The organism is uncultured Photobacterium sp. (assembly GCF_947502415.1).
In the GTDB taxonomy this organism is placed as follows: domain Bacteria; phylum Pseudomonadota; class Gammaproteobacteria; order Enterobacterales; family Vibrionaceae; genus Photobacterium.
In genome coordinates this window covers 85,169-100,047 of the sequence record NZ_CANMZV010000017.1, presented here as the reverse complement: position 1 = coordinate 100,047, position 14,879 = coordinate 85,169, and the positions used below count along the sequence as shown (strand labels likewise).

The window sequence follows — 14,879 nt, the reverse complement described above, 5'->3', positions numbered from 1 at the left end:
AATACTGATAATTATCTATAAAAGATAAGAATTGACTGTGCCAAAATAACGTAAGCTATTTTGTATTGGTCACTCAGTTCATTGATGCCATATTTGCTTTCACTTTTAAAAAGTGAAAGCAAAAGGTTTGACTAATCATTTCACGAGTGCCCACACAGATTGCATGGTCAAATTGTTAAAGAACAATCCGATACGTCGCTGGCTTAAATTGCCGTACTCCGTGTCGGTGAGGCGGCATTATAGAGACTTCGATCACCCTGACAAGTCTTTTTTTTTAAAAAAATAGCCACATGATGATTATTTCAGCTAATGTGAGATAAATGCCTTCAATTTCAACATTGGAGGACCGTCACATTCACTAACTAGCAATTGCAAGTCAATGAAAGTAATATCAATGTGACTCTGTTGTTAAAATAACCAATAACACCTCTTCTTATAATTATTTATGACGATGTAGCTTTGAATATGAAATTTTCCAATCCAATTATGATAGCGATAGCTGCTATTGCCGTTATCGGGGCCTTACTGTTTAGCTTTATTATTTCTTTATCATCAGGTATCAGTTTTGCTATAGGAGCTATCGCGGCAGGCCTCGCTGTCAATCATTTACAACAAACCCACCCATCTGTTCAAGATGTAGATTCTTCTCAAAGTAGCAAAACCCTCTATGTTGGTAACTTGCCTTACCGAGCCAATGAAAATGAGGTAAAGAAACTCTTTGCCGAGCACGGTGAAGTCTTTGCCGTTCGCCTGATGAAAGATAAGCGAACAGGTAAACGACGAGGATTTGGCTTCGTGGTAATGAGCAGCAAAGATGCCGAACACGCTATCGAGCAGCTAAACAACAAAGAATATGGTCAACGCACTCTAAAAGTAAGAGAAGCCAACGAACCTAAAACTGCGGATAGTTTAGAGACTGAATAGCCTCTAACTTCATTCCTTTTAAACTCTGATTCAGCGTCGCGTGATGGTTTAGCGCGGCGCTGTTGTATGTAAGGTTCACCGCAGAGCCAGGACGAAGATAATCTATTTCTCCCAGCAACGCTTTCACTCGATTCGCAATTGCCAAGCCCGAATCAATAATATTTACCGGCGATCCAAACACTTCAGCAATTTCATCTTTAATTAACGGAAAGTGAGTACAGCCTAAAACAATACTGTCGACTTTATCCTGCCAAGGGAAAAGAATGTCTGCCAACTCCTTCATCGGCACCGCTATTCCACGCAGCTTAGCTTCTGCCATTTCAACCAAGCGAGTGGAGCCGATACGATAAACTTCACAATCACTGGCAAACTGGCTGACAAGCTGGTTGGTATATTCACGCTTTACTGTAGCAGGCGTAGCCAACAGCCCAATAGATTTGCGCTCACTGATCAGTGCAGCCGGTTTTATCGCAGGGACAACGCCAACCACAGGAATGCCTAATTGGGAACGTAATGTTGGCAGGACAATAGTGCTTGCCGTATTACAGGCGATCACCACCAAGTCGATGTTATGGCGCTCAACCAAGAGAGAAACAATATGCATCGTTCGTGTAATTAATACGTCCTCAGGCAGTTCTCCGTATGGAAAGCCAGCATCATCAAATGCATAGACATATTGAACATGGGGTAACTGAGCATAGATTTCCTGGTAAACCGATAATCCACCAACACCAGAATCAAAAATGAGTACCCGTTTCACTTTTCACCACATACAGAAATTAATCTCAGGGCGCTCATCATACTGCGATCTTTACCAGATAAAAAATGATGCTAGCTATCAAAGTGACCAATTTCTTCAATGTTATGAATACACCCTAGTACTAAAAAGCCGCCCGAAGGCGGCTTGAAATCAAATTAAAATTGATAATCAACAGCTAAAGTCACTTTTCGGCCATCACCAGAATAGTAAGCGTCCCATTGATTAGCTGAGCTTGGATAGCTTTCATCAGCAAGATTATCGACCCGTAAACTTGCTCGCCAATCATTAAACATATAATTCAGTGCTACATTAACAAGCCAATAAGCCTCTAACCTACTATGATTATTGGCATTATCTCCATCCTTATATTTGCTTCCTGTGTATACTGACTCCGCAAAAACCTGCCAATCACGTAAAAATGTCAACGTCCCAAATACACGCCCCGTATGAGGTGCAACCCAAGAAATATCCTTACCCTTATTGCTACCTTTTACAAATTCAGCATCAATATAGTGATATTCAACACCTAAAGACACAAAATCTGATGCATCCCAATAACTACTAACATCAACACCATACCGGCGAGTCGCATCGGAATTAATATTTGCCCCCTGAGGAAAAAAAGCACCTTCAGGTGCTTGAGCACTACTGTCAAACACAATTTCATCTTCAAGATCTAGACGATAAAAGTTCAAATTCGTCGTTAATTCAATACCTGCATACGACCAACCCGTCTCAATTGAATTACCCGTTTGAGGTTTTAAACCAATAACATCTGGTGGTGTAAATGCTTGTTCATCGACTTTAGCAAAACGAAAGTTTTCATTAACACGTGCATAAACACGATGCTCGTCATTGATGTAGTAATTCAAAGCCAATTCAAGGGCGTGTGCATTTTCCTTCAAATTGGATGGTGCTGGGTAGGCAACTTTATCTCTAAGACGATCCTCAACTTCAGAGTAGCGTCCCCCAGCTGTTACAATTAGATCGTTTAATACCGGATAATGTACTTGTGTATAAGCACTGATAGTTTGTTGCTCATTGTCTCGGTCGATAAAACTTGATAGATAATCAAATTCTTTATTCGAGAAATCAACGCCAATAAGAATATTTACATCGCCATTCGCTGCAGGAAGTGCACCTTCCAGTTGAAATGCTGTAAACAAGTGCTCACTGTCTTTGCTATTTTTACCAGACTGAAAACCATTAGCATCCGTATCATCATAAGTTAGCTCCGCATTAACATCCCATGACTCAATGAAGCCCTGACGATAGCCGACGCGATATGCCGTGGTAATCTCATGATTGTAATCTTGCAGGCTGCCAGCATTTGCTTGTTTCGGATTATCTTCAAACTGCTCTTTAGTTAAAGAACCTGCGTATTCTCTATATGAATCAAAATAACTCACCTCAGCGAAAAACCGCTTATCATCTTGACTAAATTCAAGCCTACCTATAATTGAACCATCTTCACTTGTATTGTGATCTCGATAGTTATCACTATTAATTTGATTCGCAGCTAAGTAATAGCGCCAGTCATAATTAATAGGACCATAAACATCACCTCGATAACCATAAGTATCAAAGCTTCCAACTGTTGCACCAATACTTCCTCCAGGCTTTTGAGGTGCTTTCGTAATGATATTGATAACACCACCAACAGCCTGATCACCATAAAGGACGCCTGCACTACCCGACAAAATTTCAACTCGCTCAATTTGACTCAAAGCGATAGCGTTAAGCCGAGGTGCAGATAAATCAGCTTTGTTCAATCGGCGGCCATCAATCAAAATAAGCGTATTGTGTGCAGCCTGTTCACCAGCGAAACCACGCAAAGAAAACACTGGTCCACTATTGGTGTCAGATAGTTGAATACCTGCTCGGCCACGTAATAGAGAGGCTAAATCACTAGCTCCGGTTGCTTGAATTTCATCTTGATCAATAACAGTGACATTTGCAGGAATATCCTCGATGGAGTTTACATTCACACTACGGCCAATAACTACCATAGTCTCATCGGGAGCGGTTTCTGCTGCAAAAGCATTAGGTTGGAAACACAGCGGGGCTAACGCCACTGCTAATAACGTTTTCTTCATTTAATGGATACCTTAAGTCGCGTTTATAACAAAGCAGCTTTTCTGCTTGCTACACTGGTCGGTCTTCGGACTTAAGAGCAAGGTTGAATAACCACCTAAGGCAACAACTTCCCACTTCTGAATGCTGCATTGCACAGCCGGAAGAAGCAGTGTTCGGAACTATCGTCCATGTGCTTTCGTTCTCTATCACCGCTGCGCGTCAGTCACGGATTCCCACCGTATTCCCCAACCTGAAATCAGGCTAACCAGCGCAAAATAAATGCTAAATACCATTCCGGTGAATGTCTAGTTTTGTTTGGTATTGCATATAAATAATCCCTGCCAACGACACTTTTATCAGGGCAACACTGGACATCGGTCAGCAATGCAATAAAATCTGCGCTCTTAATTTGAGCAGTTTGAGGCATCCGAGATGGCATCCACCGCAATCAATCCAGCTGACTACCAGTCGCAGCTGGATGAAAAAGCAGAGCGTATTCAAAATATCTTTGCAGATTTTGAAACCCCTGAACTTGAGGTGTTCGCCTCACCTGCCGAGCATTACCGCATGCGTGCTGAATTCCGTGTATGGCATGAAGGTGAAGACCTGTATTACATCATGTTCAACCAGGAAACACGCGAAAAATACCGCGTCGATCAGTTTCCGGCAGCCAGCCGCCTGATCAACGACCTAATGCCGCTACTGGTTGATGCGCTAAAACCTGTAAAAGCACTACGTCATAAACTTTTCCAGGTTGATTTCCTGTCAACACTGAGCGGTGAAATCCTGGTTTCTATGCTATACCACCGCCAACTTGACGAAGAGTGGAAAAAAGAAGCCAACTCCCTAAAGCAACGCCTGAACGATGAAGGCTTCAACCTGAACTTCATTGGTCGTGCACGTAAGCAAAAGATCGTTCTGGACCAAGAATTTGTTATTGAAAAGCTCAAGGTTAATGATCGTACCCTGACTTACAAACAAGTCGAAAACAGCTTTACCCAACCTAACGGCGAAGTAGCACAGAAAATGCTGGAGTGGGCTGTAGACTGTACCCAGGACAGCGAAGGCGATCTGCTAGAACTGTACTGTGGTAACGGCAACTTCTCACTGGCACTGGCACAAAACTTCGAGCGTGTACTTGCCACCGAACTAGCAAAACCATCAGTAGATTCAGCACAGTACAACATCGCCGTCAACAATATCGACAACGTCCAAATCATCCGTATGTCTGCAGAAGACTTTACCGATGCAATGGAAGGCAAGCGCGAATTCCGCCGTCTGAAAGATCAGGGCATCGATCTACAAAGCTACAACTGCAACACTATCTTTGTTGATCCTCCACGCTCAGGTATGGACGAAGGCACTTGTCGTATGGTGCAGGGCTACGACCGTATCATGTATATCTCATGCAACCCGGATACGCTGAAGGAAAACCTTGAGATCCTGAGTGAAACGCACAACATAACCCGTTTTGCCCTGTTCGATCAGTTCCCATATACCCACCACATGGAAGCGGGTGTATTGCTGGAACGAAAATAAGATTAACGACCTAGCGCTATCCCTAATGGATTGACGCACCTAATCATATAAAACAGGTACAAAAAAGGCGTCATCGGCGCCTTTTTTACATCGAGAAAACCTTAAGCATCAGCAGCTTTTGATTTAGGGTTCGTGATACCCAGCTTGTAAGCAATCCAGAACAGCAAACCCAGGGCAATCATCAGCGGCAGGAAGTTAGAACCCATATCCGGTGTTTGAGCACGCAGGAAGGCCGAGTATCCAAATGCGCCGACCAGGAAGCAGGCAAATGCAATTGCAGGAGTACCCTCAGCCATCGGCTTGTTCAGGTATTCCTGGTACAGGCAGTACGCCGCCAAACCAAATGCAATAACAGGGAAAACAGAAAACGAAACAGCGCTCGATGTGAAAACAGCCAATGTCGCATTACCACATAGACCCGCCAACAAAGATAGGACTAGCGTTTTACGCTCAGCTTTTACTTGTTCCTTGTTCATATCCTTTCACCAACAAAATAAAGTTAGAGTTTCTGCCTGAGCTCTCGACGCTCACGCTCTTTACGATACCAATAGGCACCCTTTGCAATCATTCTTAATTGCATGATCAGTCTTTCTGCATGCTCTGCCCGAGCATGATTATCCAGATCCAACGCCTCGGCGCCGGAGCTGAACACCAGCGTGACCGATGCTTCAGCCTGAGTGTAAGCTTCATCATGGGTAACACCGGTTTTGGCTTCTAAGTACTCGGTCAACTCAGCCACAAAGTGCTGGATCTCACGAGCAACAGCCGCACGAAACGCGGGGGAAGTTCCTGAACGCTCGCGCAAAAGCAACCTAAACACGTTCGGGCTGCTTTCAATGAATTCCATAAATGTTTCTACAGAGGTACGGATCACACTACCCTCTTTGGCAATGCGCTGGCGAGCCTGACGCATTAACTGACGAAGGATCAAACCGCCTTCATCAACCATCGTCAAACCCAGCTCATCCATATCTTTAAAATGGCGGTAAAAAGACGTCGGAGCGATACCGGCCTCCCGCGCCACTTCCCGCAAACTAAGATTAGAAAAGCTACGCTCCGCACTAAGCTGATTAAATGCAGCATCGATAAGTGAACGGCGGGTTTTTTCTTTTTGCTGAGCCCTAATACCCATGAACCTATTGTTTCTCTGTAACCTTTTTCTGCAACTATACGCGCTTTTACTCACGTCTTCAGCGTGAATCGCCATTTTAATGACGATCAAAACATAGTAATTCCTGATGCTAGCTGAATCAAAGCAGTAATTGTTACTTTTAACTACTGGCTCACAAACTGACAGACTACATCTTTACTGTCACCGTATTCTCTTTTGGTGGTATTTCCGTTCTACAACGTGATCATTCGCTACCTATCATCAACCACCGATTCTCACCACACCGACAAGAAGTTAAACTATAGCAACAGCAATGTTGCACGGATGATAAGAAAGGTAAAACCATGACCAAGTCTACAAAAAAGAGTCTCCTGCACTTTGATGCCATCGTCATCGGCAGTGGCCCTGGAGGGGAAGGTGCCGCCATGGGGCTCACCAAAGCAGGCTTAAATATCGCAATCATCGAGCGGGAAGAAAGTGTCGGTGGCGGATGTACTCACTGGGGTACCATACCATCTAAGGCTTTGCGTCATGCCGTCAGCCGGATCATCGAATTCAATCAAAACCCGCTCTACTGCAAAAACAACTCCACCCTGCACAGTACCTTTAGCCAAATCCTTGGCCATGCCCAGGATGTCGTCAACAAACAAACCCGCATGCGACAAGGCTTTTATGACCGAAACCACTGTACGCTCATCTTTGGTGAGGCAAGCTTTATAGACAACCACACCATTAAAATCACAGCGCCGGATAACAGCCACGATATCTACAGTGCTGACAAATTTGTCATCGCCACGGGCTCTCGCCCCTACCATCCTGCAGATGTGGACTTTAACCACCGCCGAATTTATGACAGCGATTCAATCCTCCAGCTCAAGCACGACCCCCGCCATATCATCATCTATGGAGCAGGAGTGATCGGCAGTGAATACGCCTCGATTTTCCGTGGGTTAGGGGTTAAGGTCGATTTAATCAACACGCGGGACAGGCTATTGGAATTTCTCGATAATGAAATCTCAGACTCGCTGTCTTACCACTTGTGGAATAGCGGAGCGATGATCCGCAATGGCGAAACTTACGAGAAAATTGAAGGGACGGAAGACGGCGTAATCCTCCATTTGCAGTCAGGCAAAAAAATGCGTGCCGACTGCCTGCTGTACGCCAATGGCCGGACCGGTAATACCAACCAGTTAAACTTAGACAAAGTAGGACTAACCCCTGACGCCCGTGGCCAGCTTAAAGTCAATCAAAACTACCGTACCGACGTCGAACACATCTATGCTGTCGGCGATGTGATTGGCTACCCGAGCCTAGCCAGTGCGGCCTATGACCAAGGACGTTTTGTCGCCCAAGCCATCACCAACGGAGCTGCCCAAGGACAACTTATCGATCACATTCCTACCGGCATCTACACCATTCCTGAAATCAGTTCGGTTGGAAAAACCGAGCAGGAGCTCACCGCAGAGAAAGTCCCCTACGAAGTCGGGCGCTCGCAGTTCAAACACCTGGCACGAGCACAAATTGCCGGGACAGAAGTCGGCAGCCTGAAAATTCTCTTCCACCGAGAGACCAAGGAGATCCTGGGGATCCACTGTTTTGGAGAGCGTGCCGCCGAGATCATTCACATCGGTCAGGCGATCATGGAGCAAAAAGGCGAAGGCAATACCATCGATTATTTCGTCAATACCACCTTCAACTACCCGACAATGGCTGAAGCCTTCAGGGTTGCCGCACTCAATGGCCTGAACCGATTATTCTGAACGACATAAAACACACACAATAAAAAACGGAGCTTTTGCTCCGTTTTTTACGCTTATTTGGCTTCCATCATCCGATTGTCAGGTGTCAGTATCGAAGACCAAGGCAGACCCTCATCACCTAAGGTAATAAAGTTAGGGTTTTCCAGTGTATCACGCTCATTGTAAGAGAGCGGCGTCAAATGGGTATTAAGGATCCGCCCACCAGCCTCTTCAACAATACACTGGGTCGCCGCTGTATCCCATTCACCCGTTGGCCCCAGGCGCAAGTAGCAATCGACCGCGCCTTCGGCAACCAGACATGACTTCAGGGCTGCCGAGCCCAATGGCACCAAATCATAATTGAGTGATGGGTCAAGACGACCTATGATCACACTGATATCCTGACGACGGCTGATAGCCACTGCAATCGACTGAGTCGGCAATTCATGCTTATGAGTTGAGATCCGTACGGTTTCCCCTTCCGGCGTCGTCTTCCAAGCTCCCTTACCTTGGTAGGCATAATATACCACTCCGGAGATCGGCGCATAAACCACCCCCATTATCGGCTGATGGTTTTCAACCAAGGCAATGATGGTGGCAAAGTCTCCACTACCGGCAATGAACTCCTGTGTTCCATCAAGAGGATCCACCAGCCAGTAACGCTGCCACTGGCTACGCTCTGAAAGCGGAATAGCTGAATCTTCTTCAGAAAGAACAGGAATATCCGGAGTCAGCTCGGTAAGCTTTTCCATTACCAGTTTATGGGCGGCCAAATCAGCACTGGTTACCGGCGTATTATCCGTTTTCAGTTGCTTCTCAAATTGTCCGTGCTGGTAAATATCGAGGATAACCTGCCCGGAAGCTCGGGCAATGTCGATTACTGAAGGTAATAGGTTCGATAAATCCATAGCTCGCTCCTACTGTGATAGTTGTTTTAATGCGAGGAAAAGCGCTGTGATACTACGTGCTTCGGAAAAATCCAGATGATGGAGCAGCTCCTCGGCCTGATTAAGCGGCCAACGTACCACTTCCAAAGGCTCGGGTTCATCTCCCTCCAGGCGCTCGGAGTACAGCTCCTGAGCCAGGAACAAGGTCATCCGGCTGGAAAAATAAGAAGGTGCCAGCACAACTTCCTTAAGCGGCTGCATACTGTGAGCCCCAAAGCCTATTTCTTCCTTGAGTTCACGGTTTGCCGCTTCGGCCGCCGACTCACCATGGTCAATCAGCCCTTTAGGAAATCCCAGCTCATACTGCTCCGTTCCTGCCGAGTATTCCCGGATCAACAACAAATCACCTTCTGCTGTCACTGGCACGACCAACACGGCATGACGACCACTCGGCTTCATCCGTTCATAGGTTCGCTCAACACCATTTGAAAATCGCAAATCAAGAGATTCAATTTTGAAGAGCCGAGATTGGGCAACCACTTCCGTCGCCAAGATTTCAGGTTTGTTTTTGTCCGCAGCCATGCCGTTATCCTGTATCACCATCCGAACCTGGATACAGATACCGCTAATCAGTATCTGCACGCCAGTAGTAGCTATTTAAGGGCAATAGCCAAGTGAAATAAAGTAAATTATGGGGAAAGCGTTAAGTTGACTAAATAACTCAACTATTAAAGGCGACCACTGTAGTTGATTTTGTAGCGTCCTTTCGGATCCGGATTACCCAACCACTTCAGCTGCTTGCCTAGCTGAGGTGGAAACTCAGCCCCTGGCTTGAACCAGCCATTGAGAGTGTATCCCTGATTGGTTGCCAATTCAGCCTGCCACTCACTAGATACCGCCACTGACGACTGATTAACAGCTGCGACAACTTTACCCTGGTCGCACTGTAAATCGGCAATCACCGGCCCAGGCTTCAGCTCACCCAACGGCGAGGTAATATTCCCAGCACTCCAAACCAGTGAGCCATCAAGTACCGAGCAATAGGGTGCCTGATACTGGTAATCTCGTAATGTCAGCTCCAGATTACCAGCAACGGTTGCTGGCACCGGTACCCTGGCATACTTCACCACCTGCTGCGCCGGCATCGAAACCAGCAGCTTCTCGGCAAATGGTCCGGCAGATGCGTAGCCAACCAGCCCGCGACCATTGAGATTCATCTCACTGCCCTGACCAAAGCGAACATTAAATGCCGGCTTACCGGTAAACAGCGACCCGACACGCATGTCCCACTGCAGGCGGCCAAAATTCTGGCCTTGCCATTCAACTCGCGAGGCCGTGCCCTGCCAAGGCGTACCACTCATTCCTGATACTTTTAATCCATGAACCGGTGGCACCTGCTGCCAAACCCAGCTAGCCGGGATATGAGCAACAAGGCTTGCTACCAATACGGCGCCAAACGAAACGCCTAATCCTAATTTATACTTCACGACTATCCTCGGCCCAGCTGTAAACGACTCACCTCAATCATACCGGCATTATCGGTTTTTGATACATCCAGGAACTGTGCATCAATACCATGCTCCTTCTTAAGGAAAGCCAGCCAGTTAACCAGAGTATTAAATGGTAAAGGCTTAACCCAAACCTGTACTGCCTCACTACGAGGTTGCATCCGGATCAACTCAATCCGGAACTGGCGGGTTGTCTCATTCACCACCTGGTTCAAGCCCTTATTGCTGACCGAACCGGTCGAACCGGACTGCCTGCGCAAGGTAGTAATCTCATCGGCTTTGGCACTGATCCAGTTCAGCATCTGGCGTTCACTCTGCAAGCGATTCTCAGCCACCTCGGCACGGTTTTCCAAAGGTTGCCAGAACCCCCAATACAACACTGCAACCAGCAAGGCGATACCACCACCTAACACCAGCCGTTGCTCACGGGCACTCAAGGCCTTCCACCACGCATTCATGATTTTCTCCTTAGCACCACAGCTCCGGTCACCTGCTCACCTTCTTTGTTCAATTGTCCTTGCTGGACTTCGAATTTTTCCGCCAGTAAAGAACGCAACTGTTCAAAGTGCTGAAATTCAGTCGAGCTAGCCTGGAAGCGCAGTTCCGAACGATTTTGATCGTATTTCAGATTCTGAATCGATAACTGGGATACCTTGCTCAGCGCAGGCTGCAGCTCGGCCAGCCAGGGAAGCAGCCCCTGCTCATTGCCAGCCCCACCAAGACGAGCCAGTTCGCTTTTCACCTGGCGTTTAAGATAACTCTGGGATGGGATCCGCTTAAACTGTGGCAAGACCTGACGGAAAATCCGCTCACTTTCAGCCTTATAAACCTGCGCCTGATTTTCCATCCGCTGTACTGATACAACATGCTCAGCAACAACGGCTACCAGCACCAGCCCGGCGGCTACCGCCACGTTTCGCCACGGTTTAAGGTGCTTACGCCATGCTGACTGAGGTTTATATGGCCCAGACAGCAAATTTACTTTGCTCGCTTCTGCCCCTAGCGCCAACAATTGCATTACCAGCTCTGGAGTTTCCGCCTGCCACTTACCCGGAACCGATTTAGGTGCCGGTGTATAATGGCGGATCAGCAACTCTGGCGAAGCGGCATTATCATCCTCCGTCTTCGACGCTTCGGACTCTGACTCCTCTTCGTCTACGCCTTGCTCAAGATCTGGTGTCACCGGTGCTTTCTGCGACAGCAGCCAACTACCTAGCCAGGAAGCTTCGGCCCCCACGCCCTGTGACTCAGACTGACGGATCAACCACTGCCCTTCCAGCTCAGCGGCTGTGTAACTGTCATTAAACAGCGGCAGACATAAACAGTCAGGCAGAAGCTTTTTCACTTCAATGCCGGCCTTATTGAGCGCAGCCAGCCATGCCTTCACCTTACTGTGCTCGATTACTGCGACATGAGCCGTATTGCCTTCCCGCCTCAGCAGGTGTACATGTAATGAGTCGACATCCTGCGCCAATTCCTCTTCCAGCAAATAGGGCAACACCGCTGCCAGCTGACGTCCGCTTCCGGACGGAATTGTCACTTGAGTCAACAGCAAATCACCAGCAGGGATCAGTGCAAAAACCGGACGCTGCGCAGCATAATCTGCCAATTCATCTAACTGCGAAAGATCAGCCAGCTGGCCAGATGCAATCACTTCTTTCTGCTGTGGCGACCAGACCAGCCATTGCACCGGCTGTTCAGGCCGGCTACTTAGCCTTATTGTCAGAAATTCGCTCACTGATTCCTCCATAACGGCGACGCACAACCGTCACCTTTTCTTGACCATCACGTTTGAGTAAGGCCACTAACCTGACTCTGGACCTATCGACCAGGATCTCTGTGTCCAATTGAAAATAATCGCTTTTCACATCCAAATGAGGCTGAGCCTGCTTTTTGATATCGGCGCTGAGGCCGTTAATTGCTCCGGAAGCCATAAAATCCTGAATATCCTGCCAACCATCATAAGGACGATCAGCAATCAGCTTCTGGGCATCCGACAAAGACAATGCCGGGGCAAACACCCCAACTAAAAGGGCCGCCTGGTGCTCGCGAATCGTATTCACATTCAGCTTCATCTCAGTGCTTGGGAGCGCACACAGCAGCGGCTTCACCTTATTATAAATCTGGGCAGTTACCCCGTTGACGGCACGAAACTCACTAACATCAGCCATCAAATCCCGTGGGGGCAGGTAAGATGGCTGGAAACCTTCATAAGTACTGTCACCTGCACCAAAGGACGAATTAACGCCTTCCGCCGCATCCACATATTCCCAGCTGGAGTCAGCCACCACTTCAGCCTCATAACTGTCGACTCCGGCCTCTTCTAAAATAGCTTGCAGATAACGAACTAAAAAAGGCTTCTTGATACTGTCAGCTTCCGGCTTAACGCCGGACAAGGCATTAAGGTTAAAACAAGCCTGACGATCGACGATATCGCCTATCGCTTCTCCGCCATCGAGCGGGTAACGCTGCCCCTCGGTGGCCCATGCCTGGCTGAGGTTGACAGTATCACTGTCATCAATGCCTTGCTGAATCGCGACCTTGCCCAGCTCTTCCATTCCCAACGCATACCAATACGCCTGCTGGTTCTGCAATTGGTTCTCTACCCGGTAGAAGTTCAGTTGCAACCGCTCGCTCATCTGAGCCGCAATCAGGGTCATCAATGCCAGCAGCATCAAAACAACAATCAGGGCGACACCTTGTTGTTTTTTCATTAGCTGCCCTCCTGCTGTTTTGCCTGCAGGACAGAAGTCGGCAACATATATATCCGTTCAATGTCGCCATAGTCTTCCAGGGTCATTTTCACCATGATCCCCTCGGGCAATGCTCCGGCCTGGCTCCATTTTTCCTGCCATTTTTTCTTGCTATAAAAGCGGAACGACAGCTTAGTGACATCGGCCAGTATCGGACGAACCAATGACTCAGTTCCGACAACGGTATCCGGATAACGAAACCACACCCGCTCAAGGGTGTCGTCGACAATCCGGTAACCGACTCTGACATTTTCACCACGAGGGAACATCTGCTGCGGATTCTGCCAACCTGTACGGGTGAAAAGGATCCCCATACTGGCTGAATCAAGCAGATACTCACCGCTGAGTAATAACTTATCCGACGAGTCTTCACCCTGAGATCGAGTTTTACGGGCGACGATCTGGCGGAAATCATTATCCATCATCACCATCGCACGCTGGATTTGCTGCAACCGCGTATTGTGTTCACGCGACAGCTGATCACTACGCTGGACGCCATTCATTACCTGGTAAGCCGAAACACTCAGCATGGCAAAGACGGCAATCGCCACCAGCACCTCCAGCAATGTAAAACCGCCCTGACGTGCGCCCTTCGGCTGCTTCCGGGGAAATTGTCGGTTAATTTTCAACATAGGTTCTCAACGTCACCACCGACTGTTTTCTTGCTTCATCTTTTGTCACTGTCACATCCAGAGCCCGCAAAAAACCATCCGCGGTTTTGGTACTTTTGATCGACCAGTACCATTCACGGCCAGCCAATTCCGACTTGCCCCGTTTTTCAGACGCAGGGATCTGTCCGGACAGTCGCATTTTGGTCAGCTCATTGTCCGCGACCATAGCCGCAAATGTTTTCTCTTCCAGGAAACCCAAGGTATTCAGATGCTGGCTGACGGCCTTCATCACACTCAGGGCCGCAGTGGCAAACACTGCCAGCGCTACCAGCACTTCCAACAAGGTCATGCCGCGATTGCCTTTCCTCATCGCGTTTCCCTTTCTTTCTGGCTCTTGATTGTTTCTCCGGGAGGAAGCAGGTACAGCTGTCCCAGCTCATCAGCCTGAACCCGCCAGAACTGATTTTCCCCATCAATTTCGAATTCCAGGGTAAATGGTGTGTATTCACCACTGGCCATCACCACCACTTGCGGCGGCTTGATTTTGTTTTTGTCAGTTTGTTCAGCAAACAAGTCTTCATTAAACAGCGAACCAGGCTTAAACAGACGATCTTTGTCTTGCCAGGAGTAACCGCCAATCTCAACCTGCAAGGTAATCGCTTTATCCAATTCCACCTCAGTGAAAAAACGGGATTCCTTAACTGGCTGCCAATCTTTACTTGTTAGCTGAAGAAACTGATACCGGTGCCGCTCAACGCGAACACCGTAGTCGATACCGTTAAGCAGGGCATCTTCCCCCAGAAGCTGAACCAAATGGTGGAAACGTGCGGCTTCCTCTTTCACAATGTCTTCCTTACTTTCAGGCAACATGATAATCACGGCCACAGCACTGGTCGCCAATAAAACCAATACCAGTAAGATCTCAATCAGGGTAAAACCTGCTGCACGCTTCTTCATTCAACTCAGCCTCT

16 protein-coding genes and 1 riboswitch are annotated in these 14,879 nt (G+C 47.7%); of the genes, 3 read left to right on the top strand and 13 right to left on the bottom strand.

Annotation, left to right across the window (positions count from 1 at the left end):
- The first annotated feature begins 465 nt into the window (after window positions 1–465).
- Window positions 466–924: an RNA-binding protein gene (locus Q0852_RS17155; RefSeq protein ID WP_299019988.1), complete on the top strand. Its 459-nt coding sequence runs from the start codon at window positions 466–468 to the stop codon at window positions 922–924.
- Here the strand turns inward: Q0852_RS17155 and murI are convergent.
- Both murI and Q0852_RS17145 read right to left on the bottom strand, forming a co-directional pair.
- Entirely contained in the window at window positions 893–1,684 is a 792-nt protein-coding gene (murI, locus tag Q0852_RS17150; protein ID WP_299019987.1) for a glutamate racemase, read from the bottom strand. The genes Q0852_RS17155 and murI overlap by 32 nt on opposite strands.
- Before the next feature lie 155 nt (window positions 1,685–1,839).
- Window positions 1,840–3,780, bottom strand: coding sequence for a TonB-dependent receptor (locus Q0852_RS17145; protein WP_299019986.1), 1,941 nt, complete (start codon window positions 3,778–3,780; stop codon window positions 1,840–1,842).
- Between the two features lie 38 nt (window positions 3,781–3,818).
- Window positions 3,819–4,045: riboswitch (cobalamin riboswitch) on the bottom strand.
- A gap of 147 nt (window positions 4,046–4,192) precedes the next feature.
- Here Q0852_RS17145 and trmA point away from each other — a divergent pair.
- A complete protein-coding gene (gene trmA / locus Q0852_RS17140; RefSeq protein ID WP_299019985.1) occupies window positions 4,193–5,299 on the top strand; it encodes a tRNA (uridine(54)-C5)-methyltransferase TrmA in 1,107 nt (368 codons plus the stop codon).
- Between the two features lie 101 nt (window positions 5,300–5,400).
- On the opposite strand, the gene Q0852_RS17135 is transcribed toward trmA, so the two are convergent.
- Both Q0852_RS17135 and fabR read right to left on the bottom strand, forming a co-directional pair.
- Window positions 5,401–5,775, bottom strand: coding sequence for a YijD family membrane protein (locus Q0852_RS17135; protein WP_299019984.1), 375 nt, complete (start codon window positions 5,773–5,775; stop codon window positions 5,401–5,403).
- Between the two features lie 23 nt (window positions 5,776–5,798).
- Window positions 5,799–6,431 carry an HTH-type transcriptional repressor FabR gene (gene fabR, locus Q0852_RS17130; protein ID WP_299019983.1) on the bottom strand — a complete coding sequence of 211 codons (633 nt, stop codon included), beginning with the start codon at window positions 6,429–6,431 and terminating at the stop codon, window positions 5,799–5,801.
- Between the two features lie 323 nt (window positions 6,432–6,754).
- Here fabR and sthA point away from each other — a divergent pair, with 323 nt between their 5' ends.
- Window positions 6,755–8,170, top strand: a complete 1,416-nt coding sequence (gene sthA / locus Q0852_RS17125; protein WP_299019982.1) for a Si-specific NAD(P)(+) transhydrogenase — start codon at window positions 6,755–6,757, stop codon at window positions 8,168–8,170.
- Window positions 8,171–8,223: 53 nt separating this feature from the next.
- On the opposite strand, the gene cysQ is transcribed toward sthA, so the two are convergent.
- The 9 genes from cysQ to gspH form a co-directional block, all read right to left on the bottom strand.
- Window positions 8,224–9,057, bottom strand: a complete 834-nt coding sequence (cysQ, locus tag Q0852_RS17120) for a 3'(2'),5'-bisphosphate nucleotidase CysQ (RefSeq protein ID WP_299019981.1) — start codon at window positions 9,055–9,057, stop codon at window positions 8,224–8,226.
- Window positions 9,058–9,066: 9 nt separating this feature from the next.
- Window positions 9,067–9,618, bottom strand: a complete 552-nt coding sequence (nudE, locus tag Q0852_RS17115) for an ADP compounds hydrolase NudE (RefSeq protein ID WP_299019979.1) — start codon at window positions 9,616–9,618, stop codon at window positions 9,067–9,069.
- A gap of 146 nt (window positions 9,619–9,764) precedes the next feature.
- Entirely contained in the window at window positions 9,765–10,523 is a 759-nt protein-coding gene (locus Q0852_RS17110) for a type II secretion system protein N (protein ID WP_299019978.1), read from the bottom strand.
- 2 nt (window positions 10,524–10,525) lie between these two features.
- Window positions 10,526–11,002: a type II secretion system protein M gene (locus Q0852_RS17105; protein ID WP_299019977.1), complete on the bottom strand. Its 477-nt coding sequence runs from the start codon at window positions 11,000–11,002 to the stop codon at window positions 10,526–10,528.
- On the bottom strand, window positions 10,999–12,282 hold the full coding sequence (gene gspL, locus Q0852_RS17100) for a type II secretion system protein GspL (protein ID WP_299019975.1): 1,284 nt from the start codon (window positions 12,280–12,282) through the stop codon (window positions 10,999–11,001). Before gspL ends, Q0852_RS17105 begins: the two co-directional genes overlap by 4 nt.
- Entirely contained in the window at window positions 12,251–13,258 is a 1,008-nt protein-coding gene (gene gspK / locus Q0852_RS17095) for a type II secretion system minor pseudopilin GspK (RefSeq protein WP_299019973.1), read from the bottom strand. Before gspK ends, gspL begins: the two co-directional genes overlap by 32 nt.
- The gene (gspJ, locus tag Q0852_RS17090) at window positions 13,258–13,929 is read right to left on the bottom strand and encodes a type II secretion system minor pseudopilin GspJ (RefSeq protein ID WP_299019971.1); all 672 of its coding nucleotides are present in this window, start codon (window positions 13,927–13,929) and stop codon (window positions 13,258–13,260) included. Before gspJ ends, gspK begins: the two co-directional genes overlap by 1 nt.
- Window positions 13,916–14,278 (bottom strand): type II secretion system minor pseudopilin GspI, encoded by a 363-nt coding sequence (gene gspI, locus Q0852_RS17085; protein ID WP_299019970.1) that lies wholly within the window; start codon window positions 14,276–14,278, stop codon window positions 13,916–13,918. The genes gspJ and gspI overlap by 14 nt, the downstream gene beginning before the upstream one ends.
- Window positions 14,275–14,865, bottom strand: a complete 591-nt coding sequence (gene gspH, locus Q0852_RS17080; RefSeq protein WP_299019968.1) for a type II secretion system minor pseudopilin GspH — start codon at window positions 14,863–14,865, stop codon at window positions 14,275–14,277. The genes gspI and gspH overlap by 4 nt, the downstream gene beginning before the upstream one ends.
- Between the last annotated feature and the right edge of the window lie 14 nt (window positions 14,866–14,879).

Excerpts from the sequence above, each read along its gene's own strand:
- gspH (WP_299019968.1), bottom strand. The coding sequence starts at position 14,865 with ATGAAGAAGCGTGCAGCAGGTTTTACCCTGATTGAGATCTTACTGGTA.
- sthA (WP_299019982.1), top strand. The coding sequence starts at position 6,755 with ATGACCAAGTCTACAAAAAAGAGTCTCCTGCACTTTGATGCCATCGTC.
- nudE (WP_299019979.1), bottom strand. The coding sequence starts at position 9,618 with ATGGCTGCGGACAAAAACAAACCTGAAATCTTGGCGACGGAAGTGGTT.
- Q0852_RS17155 (WP_299019988.1), top strand. The coding sequence starts at position 466 with ATGAAATTTTCCAATCCAATTATGATAGCGATAGCTGCTATTGCCGTT.
- gspI (WP_299019970.1), bottom strand. The coding sequence starts at position 14,278 with ATGAGGAAAGGCAATCGCGGCATGACCTTGTTGGAAGTGCTGGTAGCG.
- gspJ (WP_299019971.1), bottom strand. The coding sequence starts at position 13,929 with ATGTTGAAAATTAACCGACAATTTCCCCGGAAGCAGCCGAAGGGCGCA.
- Q0852_RS17105 (WP_299019977.1), bottom strand. The coding sequence starts at position 11,002 with ATGAATGCGTGGTGGAAGGCCTTGAGTGCCCGTGAGCAACGGCTGGTG.
- Q0852_RS17145 (WP_299019986.1), bottom strand. The coding sequence starts at position 3,780 with ATGAAGAAAACGTTATTAGCAGTGGCGTTAGCCCCGCTGTGTTTCCAA.
- Q0852_RS17135 (WP_299019984.1), bottom strand. The coding sequence starts at position 5,775 with ATGAACAAGGAACAAGTAAAAGCTGAGCGTAAAACGCTAGTCCTATCT.
- trmA (WP_299019985.1), top strand. The coding sequence starts at position 4,193 with ATGGCATCCACCGCAATCAATCCAGCTGACTACCAGTCGCAGCTGGAT.
- gspK (WP_299019973.1), bottom strand. The coding sequence starts at position 13,258 with ATGAAAAAACAACAAGGTGTCGCCCTGATTGTTGTTTTGATGCTGCTG.
- cysQ (WP_299019981.1), bottom strand. The coding sequence starts at position 9,057 with ATGGATTTATCGAACCTATTACCTTCAGTAATCGACATTGCCCGAGCT.
- fabR (WP_299019983.1), bottom strand. The coding sequence starts at position 6,431 with ATGGGTATTAGGGCTCAGCAAAAAGAAAAAACCCGCCGTTCACTTATC.